Origin of the sequence: Cognatishimia maritima, assembly GCF_900129685.1 — a bacterium.
Lineage (GTDB): Bacteria > Pseudomonadota > Alphaproteobacteria > Rhodobacterales > Rhodobacteraceae > Cognatishimia > Cognatishimia maritima.
In genome coordinates this window covers 137,486-154,656 of record NZ_FQWM01000006.1, presented here as the reverse complement: position 1 = coordinate 154,656, position 17,171 = coordinate 137,486, and the positions used below count along the sequence as shown (strand labels likewise).

Sequence of the window (17,171 nt, the reverse complement as noted above, 5' to 3'; positions counted from 1 at the left end):
TTGTAGAAAGATGAATGTCGTTCGGATTTTCTTAAACTTGCAGTGGTTCTGTCGTATCGCGGTACAGGCTGGAGAGCCGATGGCCGTGAAAGGTGAAACCCTACCCATAGGCCGCGCGCGCGATGGCCTGCGGGTAGGGTGGACCATGGTTTCATCTTTCCAAAAATACTCAATTCTCCAACCTTTACCGCGTTGCATTTCTCAGCGTTTGCGCGCATCGAGTTCCAAATTGAATTGGCGCAGGCGGTGCGCCAGATTTTCGTCATCCGTAACCGCGTCGAAGTTTTCAAACAGGAACGACAGTGCCTCACCTTCGTCCAGTCCGGCGTCCTGTGAGAACCGTTTCAGCCTCCGATACGCATCCTCGGTCACGGCAATTGGCAGGCGGCGGGTGAGGCGAAAGCGCTTGGGCATGATCTTTCCTCAGAAGGCCTCTGCTGGCAGCGCCATCACCGGATCCGCACCGCTTTCGATGCGCGCCAGATGCATGGATGTCGCCGGTAGGCGGCGGGCCATATAGTAGCGCGCAGTGGCAAGTTTGGTCTCATGGAACGCGGGATCGGTCGTGCCATTCGCACGTGCATCAAGGGACGCCCGCGCCATCCGCGCCCACATCAGGCCCAGGCAGACATGGCCGAAAAGATGCATGAAGTCATAGGACCCCGCCAGCGCATGGTTTGGGTTTTTCATGCCGTTCTGCATGAAGTACATGCCAGCGGCTTGCAGGTGTTTGCTTGCTGTTTTCAGGGGCGCGGTGAACTCTGCCATGGCGTCGTCGTCTGCGTGTTCTTTGCAGAATTCTTTGACCAGATCAAAGAAGGCCATCACGTGTTTGCCGCCATCTTGCGCCAGCTTGCGGCCCACAAGATCCAGCGCCTGCACCCCATTTGCGCCTTCGTAGATCATGGTGATCCGGGCGTCGCGGGTGAACTGGCTCATGCCGTGTTCTTCGATATAGCCGTGCCCCCCATAAACCTGCTGGGCCTGTACGGTCATGTCATAGCCCTGATCGGTCAGGAACCCCTTGATGACAGGGGTCAAGAGGGACACCAGCCCATCTGCGTCTTCGTCACCCGCCCGATGGGCCTGATCAATCAGCTGTGCGCCCCACAATAGAAAAGCGCGGCCGCCTTCGACGAAACTTTTCTGATCCATTAGCGCACGGCGAATATCAGGATGTACGATCAGCGGGTCGGCTGGCCCTTCCGGGTTTTTCACGCCGGTCACATCACGGCCCTGCAGGCGGTCTTTGGCATAGGAGACAGCGTTCTGATAGGCGGCTTCTGCCTGGGCCAGGCCTTGCATGCCCACTCCCAGCCGTGCCTCATTCATCATGGTGAACATGGCGCGCATGCCCTTGTGTTCTTCGCCTAGAAGGAAACCGGTTGCCTCGTCATAATTCATGACACAGGTCGCATTGCCGTGAATGCCCATTTTCTTTTCGATGTTGCCGACCGTCACGCCATTGCGGCTGCCAAGCGCGCTATCTTCATTGACAAGGAACTTCGGCACGATAAACAGCGAGACCCCTTTGATACCCTCTGGCCCACCCGGGATTTTTGCAAGAACAAGGTGGATTATGTTCTCGGCCATGTCATGTTCGCCGGCAGAGATGAAAATTTTCTGGCCAGTGATCTTGTAGCTGCCATCCTCTTGCGGGACGGCCTTGGTGCGCATCAACCCCAAATCGGTGCCGCAATGGGGCTCCGTCAGGTTCATTGTGCCGGTCCATTGGCAGCTGACCATATTCGGCAGGTAAGTCGATTTTTGCCCCTCTGTCCCGTGGGCCAGAATGGCCGATGCCGCGCCATGCGTCAGGCCTTGGTACATTGTGAAGGATTGGTTGGCGGCAGAGAACATCTCGCCCACTGCTGTGCCAAGCACGACAGGCATGCCCTGGCCGCTATATTCTTCGGGCATGTCCAGCCCAGTCCAGCCGCCAGCTTTGACCTGCTCGAAGGCCTGTTTGAACCCAGTCGGCGTATAGACTACACCGTTCTCAAGCCGGCAGCCTTCGGTATCGCCAACCAAATTTAGCGGTGCGACCACTTCGCTGTTAATGCGGCCTGCTTCTTCAAGGATTGCAGCGGTGAAATCGCGATCCAGATCAGAGTAGCCGGGCGTGTCGCTATCGCTGACTTTCAGCACATCGTGCAGTACGAACTGCATGTCTTTGACGGGGGCTGTGTAACTTGGCATGGCAGACCTCCTGAGAATCTATTCCGCTGCTTTTGGCGCGTGTTTGAGGGAGGAGATCATCTTTTCCCCCCATTTCATCTGCTCTTTGAGGTCTTCGATGGCTTCGTCCAACTCTTCGCGCTGGCGCTCCATATCTGCGAGGCGGTCCTGCGCGATTTCATAGGTGCGGCTGAGCTGCGTAAGCTGCTGGTCACCCATGTCATAAAGGTTCAGAAGCTGGCGAATTTCTTCGAGCGAGAAGCCAAAGCGTTTGCCGCGCAAGATCAGTTTCAACCGCGCACGGTCCCGGCGCGTGAACAAACGTTTCTGTCCGTCGCGAACTGGAAAAAGCAGTTCCTTAGCTTCGTAAAACCGCAATGTGCGTGGGGTGACGCCAAAGGCATCACACATTTCACGGATCGTCATAAAGTCGTCTGTCATCAGTCTCCCCTTACGTCGTCAATCGTATCCGGCGCGCTGCTCCTGCATGACTGGAATTTGCAAGTGCACACCGATCCTCCGCCTTTACGTTTACGTAAGTGGGGTTCAACGTCAATTCTAGGGTTACGTAACCTGACTTCACGTAAACTTAATGTGAGTGTTGGGGGAAAGGAGGCGTAGGATGCTGGTGGGGAGTTAAGTAATTGATTTTAATTATTAAATAATTTCTCGCCGAATTCGCCATGCCGATTTTGTGACGTTACGGCGTTTTCCGCTCATTGCGCTATTTCAGCGAGTTCGCAGTCTCATCCCGCAGTTCTTCAAGTTCCTGAATCGCTTCGTTTAGCTGTTCGCGCTGTTCGTACAGGTTCTTTAATTGCTCATCTGCCATCTCGACAAAGGCGGCCATTTGCACGTCGCTGCCTTCTTTTTCGTAGATCAGCAACCATTGACGCAACTGTTCCAGTTTCAGGCCAAACCGACGTCCCCGCATGATCAATGTCATGCGTGCCACTTCGCGTGGTCCATAATACCGAGAGCGCCCCTCGCGCTCGGGTGCCAGCAGTTCGATATATTCGTAGTACCGCAAAGTTCTTGGCGTTACGTCGAATTTCGCGCACATTTCCTTGAAGGTCAGACGCTGCGTAGTCATAACAAGTTCTCCCTTGAGAGAAACTTAGGCGGAGTGTTCAAAGAGAGCAACAGGGCAGGTGAGATGCGTCGCGACGTTTTCTGCGGGTCTAATGTCAGAGAGTTGAAAGAGGGATAGGCGTGAGCAAAGAGCAATTGAAACAGGCGCAGCAATTTATCGAAGCGATCCCGCATGCCAAGGCGCTGGGCATGGAAATCACCGAAATCTCAGATGGCATCGCCCAACTTGAAATGGATTATGACGCGCGGTTTGTTGGCGACTCAGAGACCGGTGTTATCTCTGGAGGAGCGGTTTCTGCCTTGATGGACACCTGCTGTGGTGCCGCAGTGATGAGCCACCCGGACGTGGCAGGTGCGACGGCGACAATTGACTTGCGGATCGACTACATGCGCGGCGCCACACCTGGAGAACGGGTGATCGCGCGGGCCGAAGTTTACCACCTGACCCGGACTGTCGCATTTGTACGTGCGAAATCCTATGACAACGACCGCGCCAATCCTGTTGCCACGGCAACCGGTGCCTTTACAGCGGAGAAAAAAGCATGAGCCGCCCTCGTCCAGAACCGGTGCAGGTCGTCAAACAACGTCGCGATGCGGCTTTGACAGCGTTGGCGCACAGCATCCCGTATTGTGAATTCCTTGGCATTCAGTTCGAACGTCGCGGCGATGAACTGACGGGGATCATGACCTTTCAAGAAAGCAATATAGGCAACCCAATGCTGCCCGCCCTGCATGGCGGGGCGACGGCTGCGTTTCTTGAAATCGCGTCATTGATCGGGCTGAGTTGGTCCACGCTTTGGGAAGATATGGAGAGCGGCGTGTTGTCTTTGGATGAACTTGAGCAAGGCCATCTGCCGCGCCTACCCAAAACCATCGATTTCACGGTCGACTATTTGCGTTCTGGTCTGCCAAGGGATGCCTATGCACGCGCGCGCGTCAACCGCTCTGGGCGGCGCTATGCATCGGTGCATGTGGAAGCCTGGCAAGATCGGCGCGACAAGCTTTTTGCACAGGCGACCGGGCATTTCCTGATGCCTGCCCCGATGGGAAGCTGAAGCCATGAGCGCGCGGGCTGCTGCGCCTGAGATCACACATCGACGAATCCTTAAGATCGCGGTCCCGGTGGTCCTTTCCAATGCCACGGTACCTATCCTTGGGGCGGTAGACGTTGGCGTCGTTGGCCAGCTTGGCGAGGCCGCGCCGATTGGGGCGGTCGCGATGGGCGCGATTATTCTATCGACCGTATACTGGATATTCGGCTTCCTGCGCATGGGCACTGCGGGGCTCGTTGGGCAGGCGGCTGGGGCGGATGATGATGCCGAAGTGTCGGCCATCCTGACCCGCGCCTTGATGATCGCCGGGGCCGGGGGGCTGCTCTTGATCTTGCTGCAACTGCCCATCTTTGCGGCGGCTTTTTGGCTGTCACCCGCGTCGGACGAGGTCGAAGGTCTGGCGCGCAGTTATCTGACCATCAGGATATGGACCGCACCGGCGGCGATTGCTGTCTATGCTGTCACCGGCTGGCTTGTGGCGATGGAACGCACCAGCGGTGTTTTTTGGGTTCAGCTTGTGATGAACGGGCTGAACATCCTGTTGGACCTTTGGTTTGTGCTTGGACTGGGTTGGGGCGTTGAAGGTGTTGCGATTGCGACGGTGCTGGCGGAACTCACAGGTGCAGGGCTAGGGCTTTGGTTCTGCCGCGATGCCTTCCAGCATGTAGAATGGCGCAATTGGGCGCGTGTGTTTGACCGCGTCAAGCTGATCCGCATGGGGCTTTTGAACGCGGATATCCTGATCCGGTCGGCGCTGCTGATGGCGATATTCTCAAGCTTTGTATTCCTTGGCGCGGGCTTTGGCGACGTGACGCTGGCGGCCAACGAAGTGTTGATCCAATTCACCTATATTGTGGCCTATGCGATGGACGGCTTTGCCTTCGCCGCCGAGGCGCTGATTGCGCGGGCAGTGGGGCAGCACAATGTGGCGCGGCTGCGCAAGGCCGCGTTGATGTGTTCCTTCTGGGGCGCGGTCACCTGTGTGAGCATGGCACTCTTCTTTGTCATCGGAGGGCCATGGTTGATTGATGTCATGGCCAAAGCGCCCGGCGTTCAGACAGAGGCGCGGGTCTATTTGCCGTGGATGATTGCCGCGCCTTTGGTCGGGTGCGCGTCATGGATGTTGGATGGCATCTTTATCGGCGCGACGCGAGGCGCCGATATGCGCAATATGATGGTGGTCAGCACGGCAATTTATGTTGTTGCGGTTTTGGCTTTGACCCCAATCTTTGCCAATCACGGACTTTGGGCTGCGCTGCTGATCTCTTTTGCTGCGCGGGGCATTACGCTTGGCCTGCGCTATCCGGCGCTTGAACGCGCTGTGGCTTAAAGGATATCCAATACGATTTCAGGTGGCCGCCCTATGCGCGCTTTGCCATTGGCGATGACCACCGGGCGTTCGATCAATTTCGGCACAGCCACCATGGCAGCGATCAATGTGTCCTCGTTGCTGTCTTTGCTCAGGCCGCGGTCTTTGAACTCGGCTTCGCTGGTGCGCATCAAGGCGATGGCGGGAATAGTCAATAGGCTCAAAACCTCGCGAATTTCAGCTTCGCTTGGCGCGTCTTCGAGGTATTTGCGGATCGTCACAGCGCCCTTGCCCTCAATCAAAGCCAACGTCTGACGCGATTTCGAACAGCGCGGGTTGTGCCAGATGGTGATCATAGCCAGTCCTCTCGTTTGCAACCGATCGCCTCATGGACGTTGGCAAAGCCATCGCGTGCCAGCAATTCGTCAAGGCCACGCACGATGTCCTTGACCAGTGACAGACCGCCGTAAACAAGCGCGGTGTAAAGCTGCACCACCGAAGCCCCGGCGCAGATTTTGGCATAGGCTTGGTCAGCGTTGCTGATGCCGCCGACACCGATCAACGGCAGTTTGCCCTCCGTCAGCTTGGAAAGCTGCGCCAGAACACGCGTCGATTTTTCAAACAGCGGCGCGCCGGATAGACCGCCTTTTTCATCACGATGTGCTGAGAGTAACCCGTCGCGGTCCAGAGTCGTGTTGGTCGCGATCACCGCATCCAACCCGCTTTCAGTGGCGACCTCGGCGATTTCGGCCAATTCTGCCTCACTTAGGTCAGGGGCAATTTTCAAAAACACTGGGATTTTGCGTTCCAACCCGGCCCGCGCCTCCATGACGCCCGCCAACAGCGCGGAGAGTGCCGCCTTGCCCTGCAGGTCGCGCAGTTTTTCGGTATTCGGGGAACTGACGTTCACGGTTGCGAAATCCAGATGTGCACCGCAATGGGCCAGCACTTTGGCGAAATCTGTGGCACGGTCCTCAGAATCCTTGTTGGCGCCAAGGTTCAGCCCGATCACCGCGTCGCGCGGACGTTGCGCCAGACGAGTGGCAATCGCTTCCATCCCGTCGTTGTTAAACCCAAAGCGATTGATGGCGGCGCGATCTTCGGTCAAACGGAAGAGACGCGGCTTGGGATTGCCGGGTTGGGGTCGCGGGGTGGCGGCGCCAACTTCAAAAAAACCAAATCCAGCGCGCGACAGGCCCAATAGAGCGGTGGCGTTTTTGTCAAAACCAGCGGCCAGACCAACCGGATTTGGCAGGTCCAACCCTGCAAAATGCGTGCGCAAACGCGACGACGTAATCAACCCCGGCGCAGCGGCCGCACCGACGCGCAGCGCTTTGATCGCCAGCCCGTGAGAGGTTTCCGGGTCAATCTTATGCAGCAACGGCATACCGATTTTTTCTAGCAAGTTCATACGACTACCTCCGGTGGGAATTGATGCATGCCATCGACGAGCGGCAGGGGCTTTGCCCAAAGCACTTCACTCAGTTGCATTTCTCGGTAGAGATGCGGGAACTTCGCGCCGCCCCGCGACACCTCCCATAGCAGTTTGTCGCCAAGTGCTTCGGCCTCTAGCGCAAGCAGCCAAAGGTCATCCAATGCTGCAAAATGCTTGGCCGCAGTCTCTGCAACCTGTTCGGCGGTAGAGAAATGCACAAAGCCATCCCGCAGATCCACAGGCGCGCCGGCGGTTTTGCCCTCGGCTTGAAATGCAGCCCATTCGTCTGCGCGAAATATCTTGAAAATCAGCATGCCGACCAAATGCCTTCCGCGTGCTCAATGGTCAAGCCATTGCACATGTCATGCCCTTGTTACCGCCTGAACCGTAGTTTCCGTAACAAGAGTTTTGACTCATGGGTCAAATCTGTGGCCAAATCTGACCTATAACAAGCGAAGGGGAGAATTATGCTTAAACGATGCCTGACAAGTGCGGCCGCACTTGCGATGACCACGGGGATGGCGGCTGCTGACTATGCGCTGACAATCCTGCACACCAACGATTTTCACGCCCGTTTTGAACCAATCAGCCGCTTTGATTCCGGCTGCTCGGAGGAAAGCAATGCCGAGGGCAAATGCTATGGCGGTTCGGCGCGCCTGAAATCCGCGGTGGACGCGGCGCGTGCGCAATATGAAAACACGATCCTTGTTGATGGTGGCGATCAATTCCAAGGCACGCTGTTTTACACTTACTACAAAGGCAAGCTTGCCGCCGAGATGATGAACACACTTGGTTATGATGGCATGACCGTTGGCAACCACGAATTCGACGACGGGCCAGAAGTTCTGCGCGGGTTCATGGACGCCGTGAGCTTCCCGGTTCTGATGTCCAACGCGGATGTATCGGCAGAGCCAGCGCTGGCGGGTGTTCTGAAAAAATCCACTGTGATTGAAAAAGGTGGCGAAAAGATCGGGATGATCGGTTTGACGCCTGAAAACACCGATGAGCTGTCCTCCCCCGGTGACAATATTACATTCACCCGCGCAGTGGATGCCGTGCAAGCCGAAGTTGATCGTCTGACCGCAGAAGGGATCAACAAGATCATCGTGCTGTCGCATTCAGGTTATGCGACGGACAAGATGGTTGCGGAAAACACAACCGGCGTTGACGTGATTGTTGGCGGGCACACCAACACCTATCTGTCCAATGTCTCTGACCGTGCAGAAGGGCCTTATCCGACTGTTGTTGGAGATACCCAGATTGTGCATGCCTATGCCTATGGCAAGTTCCTTGGCCAGTTGAACGTTGTCTTTGACGATGACGGCAAAGTGGTTTCGGCGATGGGCGAACCACTAATCATGGACCGCTTTATTGCAGAGAACGCAGGGGTGAAGGCGCGTATCGCTGAGGCTGCCGTACCGCTGGATGAAATCCGCAACAAAGTTGTCGCCAGCGCGGCAGAGATGATCGATGGTGAGCGCGCGAATTGCCGGACAAAGGAATGCGCAATGGGCAACTTGGTGGCAGATGCGATGCTGGATCGCGTCAAAGACCAGGGTATCCAGATCGCATTGGCCAATGGCGGTGGTATCCGGGCGTCTATTGATGCTGGCGATGTCACCATGGGAGAGGTCTATACCGTGCTGCCATTCCAGAACACCTTGTCGACGTTCTTCATCACCGGCGAAACCCTGAAAGCGGCCTTGGAAAACGCCGTTGCGCAGTATGACGATCCCGACAAGGATGGTCGCTTCGCGCAGGTGTCTGGGATGAAATTCACCATTGATCCTGCACAGGAATACGGTGCACGGATCGGCGACATGATGGTGATGATGGATGGCGCTTGGACCGAAATCGACATGACCAAAACTTATGGCATTGTGTCGAACAACTTTGTGCGCAATGGCGGGGACGGATATGCAATGTTCCGCGACGCCATGGATGCCTATGATTTTGGCCCTGACTTGGCAGAAGTCGCCGCCGACTACATCGCGGCCAATGCGCCGTATCAGCCTTACACGGATGGCCGTATCACCATCAAATAGGTCTTTGGCGTTGACTGAGGTAAAGAGAGAGCGCGGTTTTCTCCGCGCTCTTTTCTTTTTACCTATCCCATTTCTTAGGACGCATCCTCTCCATCTCGGGCGGGATGGGGATGAACTCTTCGCTATCTCCCGCCGGCAATGAAAACAGCCCCTGCGACCAATCCTGTGCCTTCCAGCCTTGCTTGGCGAGGTCAATTTTCTCCAACGATGAAGACACAAAGTTCCACCAAATGTATCGCGGTCCGTTTAGGGTTGCGCCGCCAAGCGCCAGCAGCCGCGCCCCGGTTGGGCCTGCTTTGACCGCCATTTTGTCGCCGGGCCGGAAAACCATCATCTGGCCTGCCTCAAATGACTGCCCCGCGACGTCGATGCTGCCGGTGGTGACATAGATACCGCGATCTTCGTGCTCGTCTGGCAATGGAAACCAAGCGCCCGGTTTTAAGACGGCATCGATATAGAAAATCTCGGATTGCATGGTGACCGGCGCAGTCGCACCATAGCCCGTGCCAAGGATCAGGCGGACAGAGGTGCCGCCGTCCTGGAAATACGGCAAGGCATCCTTTTTGTGGTGCTCAAAATCTGGCGCCATGTCTTCTTTGTCTTCGGGCAGCGCGACCCATGTCTGAATCCCAAACATATTGTGCGGCTTGCTGCGGGTCGTTTCAGAAGTGCGTTCAGAATGGGTCACGCCTTTGCCCGCAAGCATCCAGTTCACTTCGCCCGGATGGATCATTTGATGGGTGCCTAGGCTGTCGCGGTGTTCAAACTCGCCTTCGTAAAGGTATGTCACCGTCCCGAGGCCGATGTGTGGGTGCGGGCGCACGTCGATTCCGTTGTGATCTATGAACTCTGCAGGCCCCATTTGGTCAAAGAAGATAAAGGGGCCGACCATCTGTCGCTGCGGCGCGGGCAGGGCGCGTCTGACTTCAAAGCCACCGATATCGCGGGCGCGCGGGATGATCTGCGTTTCGATATCATCCATCGTCGCAGCTGTGAACAATTCGGGATGCTGATTGGGGTTCCAACTCATGGCGATCTCCTAATCAATGACGCCGACAACTTCGGCAGGGTGACGTTGGGCAAAGGATTTCACAAATGGACAGAGAGGGATGACTTTCTGATCCGCCGCGCGGGCATCTTGGACCAAGCGCCTTGCCAATGCTGTGCCCACGCCCATGCCACGCATCGCCTGCGGAGTCTCAGTGTGGTCTGCAATGATCAGGTGATCATTCGCCTTGGAGATCGTTAGTTCACCAATCCCCACGACGCCGTCGACTGTAGCAATATAGCGGGCCTTATTGCCGTCTTCCTGCCGTTCAATAGAAATGTCGGGCATAGCAGTTCCCTCCGTAGCGTACCTGGATAAGGGTAGGGTGGTTTGCTCTTCATTCCAACTTGCGCCGATGCACGATAGCTGTGCGGCCCTCGATCGAGGTGACGATATTGGCAGTCGCTGCACCGATTTTCAGCCGTGAAATCCGTTCTGACAATTGCTAAAGTCATCCCATGGACCACCCGCTGATCGACCTTATCAACCAGAGAATCGCCGAGGCAGAGGCCGACGGCGCCTTTGATAATCTTGAGGGGCAGGGGAAGCCATTGCCAAAGGTGGACGACCCGGAAAATGCGCTTTTGAACCGGCTGGTGAAAGAAAACGGCGGGGTGCCGGAGTTTGTCGCTTTGGGCAAAGAATTGCAGCGGTTGCGCGCTGAACTGCGTGAAACCGGGGATCGGACCCGCCGTCAAGATATTATGAAAGAGATGTCGATGATGGAAGCGCGGATCGATCTGGCGCGCAAAGCCTATCGTTGAACGCTTTGACGCCAGAGCAGGCACGCATCAAGCTGCGTGGAAAACGTTGTCCGGATCGAACAGGTCTCTCGTCTCTTGAACGCTCAGGACTGGCCGCGCAAATGCACCATAGTCCCGCAGGTCAAAGCAGCCGGATTTTGACAGTGCACGCAGCAGGTCAATGCGCTGGGTTTTGGTCAGTGCTTTCAACGCTTCTTCGCCGGGATAGAAGCTTTCGCAAGGCAAGCCGTTGGCAAAAACGACAGAATGTGCAGGCAACAGCAAGTGGTAGTAGGTGATCCGTTTCTTGCCCTGCATCAGCCGCACGCCAGATTTCTCTAACATGCCTTTTGCTGGCGCGAGCGCACCGTTTGGACCTGCTTTGCTATTTTGGATCAGCACACGATGCTGCGGCGAGACGACGAGGTCTTTCATCGGCAGATCGCCATCCATCGCACCAGACCGGATTTCAATCGGGAGATAACTCTCTTCGCTGCCGGGCCATTCATGGGTTGTTTGCGAAATCCAAACGATAGGCTGAAACCCCTGATCCAGCGTGCGCACCATTGCGCCCGTCGCAAGGGTTTCAATACGAACATAACCTTTGTCCGTGTCGATCAACGTACCTTCGGCAAAACATACTGCAGCGCTTTCTGTGGTGTTTGCGTTCTGCAGCTTGATCGCACCGTTTTGGAATGAATCCATATCGTCCAACGACGCTTCTTCGTCAGGCATAAAGACGAGACGCGTGGTTTCTCCGGCGCTCGGATAATCGTGAACGGTCACAACGTAGACTTCTGAATCCTCATATTCATCCGGGACCTTACCTGCGCCATCATTGGTGCTGGCTGGCAGTGTCGCGCTCATCTCATAGGTGAAATTGTAGCTTTGGCCACCAATCTCAATCAGCGTGTCCGGGTCAGCCTCTCCGCCATTGGGTTCAAGAACCACGTCGCCGCCTGAATCCGATACGAAATTGATCGTCTGAGCGGCGTCATTCGTCAGATTCAGTTTTGTATCGCCGCCTGTGTTGCTGTCAAAGCGCGCTGCGTAGGAGTTTGCCATCTGCCCAACCGTTTATGTTTTTCCAACCAATAACAGATAACGACAGCAGAATTAAGACCGCGCTAACGTCGTGCGGTTGCGCCGATTGTGTTTGTTGCAGCTATGCCATTCGCAAGCAGAGCAAAAACGTCAGCTTGGATAAATCAAGGCTGTGCGTCTGCGATTGGTGCGCTAGGGTGTTTTGCATGTGCGGCCGAATAGCAATTACCCTCCCGAATGACGCCATGGTACGGCTGTTTGCGGCCGTTCCAGCCAATGATTTGCCACCTGTGCCCAACTACAACGTCTGTCCGACAACGAGCATTCATGTAGTGATGAACGATGGCCATGATCGCCGATTGGTCAGCATGCGCTGGGGCTTTATTCCGCATTGGTACAAAGAGGCAAACGGAGGGCCGCTGCTGATGAATGCGCGCGCGGAAACCATTGCCGAGAAACCTGCCTTCCGCGCGGCCTGCCGAGAGCGTCGGTGTTTGATCCCAATCTCTGGCTTCTACGAATGGACGCGGCTTGAGGATGGCACGAAACTGCCATGGTACATTCATGCAGACGCGCCGCTTGCGTTGGCCGGCATCTGGCAGGAATGGTCCGCTAAAGATGGAGCTGAGGACGTAACGCAGCGCACCTGCGCGGTGGTCACAACTGCTGCCAACACGCCGATGGCTGAAATCCACCATCGTATGCCGGTCATCGTGCCCGAAGACAAATGGGCGCTTTGGTTGGGCGAAGAGGGGCACGGAGCCGCGCGTTTGATGCAGCCAGCGCCTGATGATTTGTTGTCATTTCACCGGGTTGATCCAAAGGTTAATTCTAACCGCGCCAGCGGGCCTGAACTGATTGAACCCATTTGATTTTCGGCTGACTTTCAGCAAATGCCAGCAAGTGCTTTCTGTCGATCTGGCACTTGGCAAGCCGACCAAAGCAGCGTTCTATAGCGGCAACAAAAAAGGCTGGTCTATGACATATTCCTATGCAAATCCCCCCGGTGGCTTGCCGCCTCAGACGCAGATCACCCGCAGCCGCGCTGTCTTTAACGAGGCTTATGTGGTGATCCCACGCGGGGTGATGACCGATATCGTTACGTCGAATCTGCCACATTGGGACAAGACCCGCGTCTGGGTACTCGCGCGTCCTCTGAGTGGCTTGGCCGAAACCTTTGCGCAATACATTGTCGAAGTCGCGCCGGGTGGCGGGAGCACGCAACCTGAACCTGATCCAGAGGGCGAGGGCGTGTTGTTCGTGACCGCTGGTCGGCTGGAAATCACTGTGGCGGGTATCGTTCACGACATGGACGAAGGTGGCTATGCCTATCTGCCGCCCTCCTGTGACTGGAGCGTCAGCAACCCCTCAGAGAGCAATGTCACCTTTCATTGGATACGCAAACGTTATGAAAGCGTGCCGGGCATCTCTGCGCCAGAGGCGTTTGTCACCAATGAAAACGAAATCGCATCAACGCCGATGCCGGATTGTGACGGGCGCTGGGCGACGAAACGCTTTGTGGACACCGCCGACATCCGCCACGACATGCACGTGAATATCGTTAGTTTTGAACCGGGTGGTGTTATTCCTTTCCCCGAAACCCACGTGATGGAACACGGTCTATATGTGTTGGAAGGCAAAGCGATCTACTTGCTCAACCAAGACTGGGTCGAAGTCGAGGCAGGCGATTTCATGTGGCTGCGTGCCTTCTGTCCGCAGGCCTGTCATGCCTCGGGGCCGGGGCGCTTTCGCTATCTGCTATACAAAGATGTCAATCGCCACCCGCGCTTGGGCTAACTGGCTTTGTAACGGGTACAATCTGGGACTGGTCATTTTGGCAGATTGCCGATGAACTGCGGATACGCATATCCAAAGCAGGGGCGATGACATGTCCGATGGTAAAATTATTCGTATATTCATCAATGGGTTCGGTCGTATTGGCCGCACTGTGTTGCGAATCTTAACACAGACTGAAACCCACCCGGGTTTTGAAATCGTCGGCATCAATGACATCGAAACGCTTGAGGCCTGCGCCTATCTTTTTGAGTATGATTCCGTGTTCGGAACCTATCGCGGCACCGTAGAAACGGACGAAAACGCACTGATTGTCGACGGGCAGCGCCTGCCATTCTACAGCGTCCAAGACATCGCGACATTGGATTTGTCAGACGTTGACATCGTGCTGGAATGCACTGGGATGACCGGCAACAGGGCAACGGTTGAGCGTGGATTAAATGCCGGCGCGTCTAAGGTGCTGATCTCTGGTCCCAGCGACGAGGCCGACCTGACAATTGTCATGGGCGCAAATGAAGGCACGCTTGGCGATCAGAGGATTGTGTCAAATGCATCCTGTACAACAAACGCTTTGGCTCCGTTGATGAAAACGCTGGACGAAGCTTATGGGTTGATCAGCGGCCATATGACAACGGTGCATTGCTACACTGGGTCCCAGCCGACCGTGGACAAACCGCGCGCAAACATGGAACGCAGCCGCGCGGCCGCGCTATCGATGGTGCCCACCACCACCAGCGCCCAAAAGATGATCGACCGCGTGCTGCCTCATCTGAAAGGCCGTGTCGAAGCACGTGCGATCCGCGTGCCAACCGCGTCAGTCAGCGCGATTGATTTGACCATTCAAACTGAAAGGCCTGTGACCAAGGACGCCGTAAACGCGCTGTTGTTCAAAGCAACGGAAGCGGGCGTTCTTGGATGGACGAAAAAGCCGCTTGTGTCCACGGACCTACGCATGCGGCCTGAATCCCTCGTGATCTGTGAGCGTGAAACTTCGGTTTCCGTCGGCGGGTTGCTGCGGGTGTTTGGCTGGTATGACAACGAATGGGGCTTTTCCTGCCGCCTGCTGGATGTCGCAAGACGAATGGCTGGAAAGGGCTAGGAATGTCAGAGCACGCGTTGATACTGATCGATATTCAGGCCGGTTTTAACGACCCAATCTGGGGAGTGCGGAACAATCCCAATGCCGAAGAACGCGCTGGCGATTTGCTGTCGCATTGGCGTGCGAAGGCGAGGCCGGTTGTTCATGTTCGGCACGTTAGCGTGGAAGCGGGGTCTCCGCTTTCAGCGGCTGGAACCGCATTCAAACCAGAAGTCATGCCGCTACCGGCAGAAGTGATTTTCGAGAAATCCGTGAACTCGGCTTTCATAGGCACAGGGTTGCAAGCACATCTGGAAAGCATCGGAGCGAGCGAACTGATAATCTGCGGACTGACCACGCCGCATTGTGTTTCGACCACCACGCGCATGGCCGCCAATCTTGGGTTCAAAGTCAACTTGGTTGAAGATGCCTGCGCAGCTTTCACATCAAATGCGGACACAAGTTTTGATAACGGTCCTGCGTTGACGGCAGAAGAAATCCATCGGACAGCATTGGCTCATCTAAACGGTGAATTCGCCCAAGTCGTGCAAAGCCAATCGCTGCTTCAAACATAAAAAGCCCCGCACTTGGCGGGGCTTTCCTGTTATTTCATACCGCTTACTTGCGTTTCTTCGGCGGCATCAGATCGGTGATTGTGCCTTCGAACATCTCTGCTGCGAAATTCACGGTTTCCGACAGGGTCGGGTGCGGGTGGATGGTGTGACCCAGATCCACGGCGTCTGCACCCATCTCAATCGCCAATGCAACTTCGGCGATCAAGTCGCCGGCGTTGGGTCCGACAATGCCCGCGCCAATGACGCGCTCATGCTCGTCGAAGATCAGTTTCGTGATGCCCTCGGAGCGGCCCAAAGACAGAGACCGACCAGAAGCGGCCCAAGGGAATACCCCTTTGCCAACTTTCATACCTTCAGCCTTGGCCTGCGTTTCGGTCATGCCAACCCAAGCCACCTCTGGATCGGTGTAGGCCACAGATGGAATCACGCGTGCATCAAAGAAACGCTTGTGACCGGCAGCCACTTCCGCTGCGACCTTGCCTTCGTGCACGGCCTTGTGCGCAAGCATGGGCTGGCCGACAACGTCGCCAATGGCAAAGATATGCGCCTGACCAGTGCGTTGCTGGTTGTCCACAGCAATAAAGCCGCGCTCATCCACCGCAACACCTGCCGCTTCGGCGTTGATCTTGGCGCCGTTTGGCCGACGACCGACGGCAACCAACACTTTGTCAAACGTGTCGACGACCTCGCCATCTGGGCCTTCCATGGTGACTTTCAAACCAGCGTCGGTCGCTTCAACAGCGGTGACTTTGGTCTTGGTCAGGATGGCCTCGTAGCGGCCTTCGATACGTTTTTGCAAAGGCTTCACGATGTCTTTGTCCGCGCCCGGAATGATCTGGTCCATGAATTCAACGACGGTCACTTTCGATCCCAACGCGTCGTAGACAGTGCCCATTTCCAAGCCGATGATACCACCGCCCAAAACCAGCAGACGCTCTGGAATGTTTTCCAGTTCCAGCGCACCGGTTGAGTCGATCACGCGTGGATCATCGTGCGGGATGAACGGTAGGGTGACAGGCTCTGACCCAGCCGCGATGATACATTGATCAAAGCTGATGGTGGACTTTGCGCCATCATTGTCGACCTCGATCATGTTCGGGCCGGTGAAAGTGCCATAGCCGTTCACAACCTGCACTTTACGTGCCTTTGCAAGGCCTTGCAGGCCGCCGGTTAACTGGTTGACCACGCTTTCTTTCCAGCCACGCAACTCGTCGATGTTGACCTCTGGCTTGGCGAATTTCACGCCGAAATGGCCCATTTCCTCGGCCTCGGTGATGACTTTCGCACCATGCAGAAGCGCCTTGGATGGGATACAACCCACGTTCAGGCAGACACCGCCAAGAGAGCTGTCTTTCTCGATCAGCACAACCTTTTTACCAAGGTCCGCCGCGCGGAAGGCTGCGGTGTAGCCGCCAGGGCCGGACCCCAGAACCACAACTTCGGCATGCACATCGCCTGCACCCGTCGCGGTGCCAGTGGCCGCAACAGATTTGGGCGCTTCGGCGGCAGCCGGGGCCTCTGGCGCTTGTTCAGCATCTGCGGCACCGTCTTCGGCTTCGAGGATCAGGATCAGAGAGCCTTCGCCAACGTTGTCACCTTCAGAGACCTTGATCTCTTTGACAACACCCGCTGCCGGAGAGGGCACTTCCATCGTGGCTTTGTCGGATTCCAGTTCGATCAGCGGGTCTTCGACAGCGACGGTATCGCCGACGGAAACCAGAACCGAAACAACGGGAACTTCGGAGAAATCACCAATATCAGGGACTTTAACTTCCATG

General features: G+C 56.1%; 20 protein-coding genes. 9 read left to right on the top strand and 11 right to left on the bottom strand.

Going from position 1 to position 17,171, the window contains the following annotated elements:
• Nucleotides 1-201: 201 nt before the first annotated feature.
• The 4 genes from BUA39_RS13125 to BUA39_RS13110 form a co-directional block, all read right to left on the bottom strand.
• The gene (locus BUA39_RS13125; RefSeq protein WP_072793666.1) at nucleotides 202-414 is read right to left on the bottom strand and encodes a hypothetical protein; all 213 of its coding nucleotides are present in this window, start codon (nucleotides 412-414) and stop codon (nucleotides 202-204) included.
• 9 nt (nucleotides 415-423) lie between these two features.
• Nucleotides 424-2,199: an acyl-CoA dehydrogenase C-terminal domain-containing protein gene (locus tag BUA39_RS13120; protein WP_072793665.1), complete on the bottom strand. Its 1,776-nt coding sequence runs from the start codon at nucleotides 2,197-2,199 to the stop codon at nucleotides 424-426.
• 18 nt (nucleotides 2,200-2,217) lie between these two features.
• Nucleotides 2,218-2,619 (bottom strand): MerR family transcriptional regulator, encoded by a 402-nt coding sequence (locus tag BUA39_RS13115; RefSeq protein WP_072793664.1) that lies wholly within the window; start codon nucleotides 2,617-2,619, stop codon nucleotides 2,218-2,220.
• Nucleotides 2,620-2,902: 283 nt separating this feature from the next.
• Nucleotides 2,903-3,271, bottom strand: coding sequence for a MerR family transcriptional regulator (locus tag BUA39_RS13110; protein ID WP_072793663.1), 369 nt, complete (start codon nucleotides 3,269-3,271; stop codon nucleotides 2,903-2,905).
• A 119-nt stretch (nucleotides 3,272-3,390) separates the two neighbouring features.
• On the opposite strand from BUA39_RS13110, the gene BUA39_RS13105 reads away from it, so the two are divergent.
• From BUA39_RS13105 to BUA39_RS13095, 3 genes are read left to right on the top strand one after another with little or no spacing between them, the layout of a single operon-like run.
• Nucleotides 3,391-3,816: a PaaI family thioesterase gene (locus BUA39_RS13105; RefSeq protein ID WP_072793662.1), complete on the top strand. Its 426-nt coding sequence runs from the start codon at nucleotides 3,391-3,393 to the stop codon at nucleotides 3,814-3,816.
• The gene (locus BUA39_RS13100; RefSeq protein ID WP_072793661.1) at nucleotides 3,813-4,325 is read left to right on the top strand and encodes a PaaI family thioesterase; all 513 of its coding nucleotides are present in this window, start codon (nucleotides 3,813-3,815) and stop codon (nucleotides 4,323-4,325) included. The genes BUA39_RS13105 and BUA39_RS13100 overlap by 4 nt, the downstream gene beginning before the upstream one ends.
• Before the next feature lie 4 nt (nucleotides 4,326-4,329).
• On the top strand, nucleotides 4,330-5,652 hold the full coding sequence (locus BUA39_RS13095; RefSeq protein WP_072793660.1) for an MATE family efflux transporter: 1,323 nt from the start codon (nucleotides 4,330-4,332) through the stop codon (nucleotides 5,650-5,652).
• Here the strand turns inward: BUA39_RS13095 and arsC are convergent.
• Genes arsC through BUA39_RS13080 form a run of 3 tightly spaced genes read right to left on the bottom strand, consistent with a single transcriptional unit; the run spans nucleotide 5,649 to nucleotide 7,380 of the window.
• Nucleotides 5,649-5,987: an arsenate reductase (glutaredoxin) gene (arsC, locus tag BUA39_RS13090; protein ID WP_072793659.1), complete on the bottom strand. Its 339-nt coding sequence runs from the start codon at nucleotides 5,985-5,987 to the stop codon at nucleotides 5,649-5,651. The two genes, BUA39_RS13095 and arsC, sit on opposite strands and share 4 nt — an antisense overlap.
• Nucleotides 5,984-7,042: a quinone-dependent dihydroorotate dehydrogenase gene (locus tag BUA39_RS13085; protein WP_072793658.1), complete on the bottom strand. Its 1,059-nt coding sequence runs from the start codon at nucleotides 7,040-7,042 to the stop codon at nucleotides 5,984-5,986. The genes arsC and BUA39_RS13085 overlap by 4 nt, the downstream gene beginning before the upstream one ends.
• Nucleotides 7,039-7,380, bottom strand: a complete 342-nt coding sequence (locus BUA39_RS13080) for a DUF952 domain-containing protein (protein ID WP_072793657.1) — start codon at nucleotides 7,378-7,380, stop codon at nucleotides 7,039-7,041. Before BUA39_RS13080 ends, BUA39_RS13085 begins: the two co-directional genes overlap by 4 nt.
• A 153-nt stretch (nucleotides 7,381-7,533) precedes the next feature.
• On the opposite strand from BUA39_RS13080, the gene BUA39_RS13075 reads away from it, so the two are divergent.
• Nucleotides 7,534-9,111 carry a bifunctional metallophosphatase/5'-nucleotidase gene (locus BUA39_RS13075; RefSeq protein ID WP_072793656.1) on the top strand — a complete coding sequence of 526 codons (1,578 nt, stop codon included), beginning with the start codon at nucleotides 7,534-7,536 and terminating at the stop codon, nucleotides 9,109-9,111.
• Nucleotides 9,112-9,169: 58 nt separating this feature from the next.
• Here the strand turns inward: BUA39_RS13075 and BUA39_RS13070 are convergent, their stop codons facing one another.
• Both BUA39_RS13070 and BUA39_RS13065 read right to left on the bottom strand, forming a co-directional pair.
• Nucleotides 9,170-10,141, bottom strand: coding sequence for a pirin family protein (locus tag BUA39_RS13070; protein ID WP_072793655.1), 972 nt, complete (start codon nucleotides 10,139-10,141; stop codon nucleotides 9,170-9,172).
• A 9-nt stretch (nucleotides 10,142-10,150) separates the two neighbouring features.
• On the bottom strand, nucleotides 10,151-10,447 hold the full coding sequence (locus BUA39_RS13065) for a GNAT family N-acetyltransferase (RefSeq protein ID WP_072793654.1): 297 nt from the start codon (nucleotides 10,445-10,447) through the stop codon (nucleotides 10,151-10,153).
• A gap of 170 nt (nucleotides 10,448-10,617) precedes the next feature.
• Between BUA39_RS13065 and BUA39_RS13060 the strand changes: the two genes are divergently transcribed.
• A complete protein-coding gene (locus tag BUA39_RS13060; protein WP_072793653.1) occupies nucleotides 10,618-10,923 on the top strand; it encodes a DnaJ family domain-containing protein in 306 nt (101 codons plus the stop codon).
• A gap of 27 nt (nucleotides 10,924-10,950) precedes the next feature.
• Here BUA39_RS13060 and BUA39_RS13055 read toward each other — a convergent pair whose 3' ends face one another.
• Nucleotides 10,951-11,967: a Hint domain-containing protein gene (locus tag BUA39_RS13055; RefSeq protein WP_072793652.1), complete on the bottom strand. Its 1,017-nt coding sequence runs from the start codon at nucleotides 11,965-11,967 to the stop codon at nucleotides 10,951-10,953.
• A gap of 185 nt (nucleotides 11,968-12,152) precedes the next feature.
• Here BUA39_RS13055 and BUA39_RS13050 point away from each other — a divergent pair, with 185 nt between their 5' ends.
• The 4 genes from BUA39_RS13050 to BUA39_RS13035 all read left to right on the top strand — a co-directional run bounded on the left by BUA39_RS13050 (nucleotide 12,153) and on the right by BUA39_RS13035 (nucleotide 15,393).
• On the top strand, nucleotides 12,153-12,818 hold the full coding sequence (locus BUA39_RS13050; RefSeq protein ID WP_072793651.1) for an SOS response-associated peptidase: 666 nt from the start codon (nucleotides 12,153-12,155) through the stop codon (nucleotides 12,816-12,818).
• A gap of 106 nt (nucleotides 12,819-12,924) precedes the next feature.
• Nucleotides 12,925-13,743 carry a bifunctional allantoicase/(S)-ureidoglycine aminohydrolase gene (locus BUA39_RS13045; protein WP_072793743.1) on the top strand — a complete coding sequence of 273 codons (819 nt, stop codon included), beginning with the start codon at nucleotides 12,925-12,927 and terminating at the stop codon, nucleotides 13,741-13,743.
• Nucleotides 13,744-13,834: 91 nt separating this feature from the next.
• Complete coding sequence (locus tag BUA39_RS13040) at nucleotides 13,835-14,839, top strand: type I glyceraldehyde-3-phosphate dehydrogenase (protein WP_072793650.1); 1,005 nt, start codon at nucleotides 13,835-13,837, stop codon at nucleotides 14,837-14,839.
• 2 nt (nucleotides 14,840-14,841) lie between these two features.
• Nucleotides 14,842-15,393, top strand: coding sequence for a cysteine hydrolase family protein (locus tag BUA39_RS13035; RefSeq protein ID WP_072793649.1), 552 nt, complete (start codon nucleotides 14,842-14,844; stop codon nucleotides 15,391-15,393).
• A gap of 43 nt (nucleotides 15,394-15,436) precedes the next feature.
• Here BUA39_RS13035 and lpdA read toward each other — a convergent pair whose 3' ends face one another.
• Nucleotides 15,437-17,170: a dihydrolipoyl dehydrogenase gene (gene lpdA / locus BUA39_RS13030; protein ID WP_072793648.1), complete on the bottom strand. Its 1,734-nt coding sequence runs from the start codon at nucleotides 17,168-17,170 to the stop codon at nucleotides 15,437-15,439.
• Nucleotide 17,171: the final 1 nt, after the last annotated feature.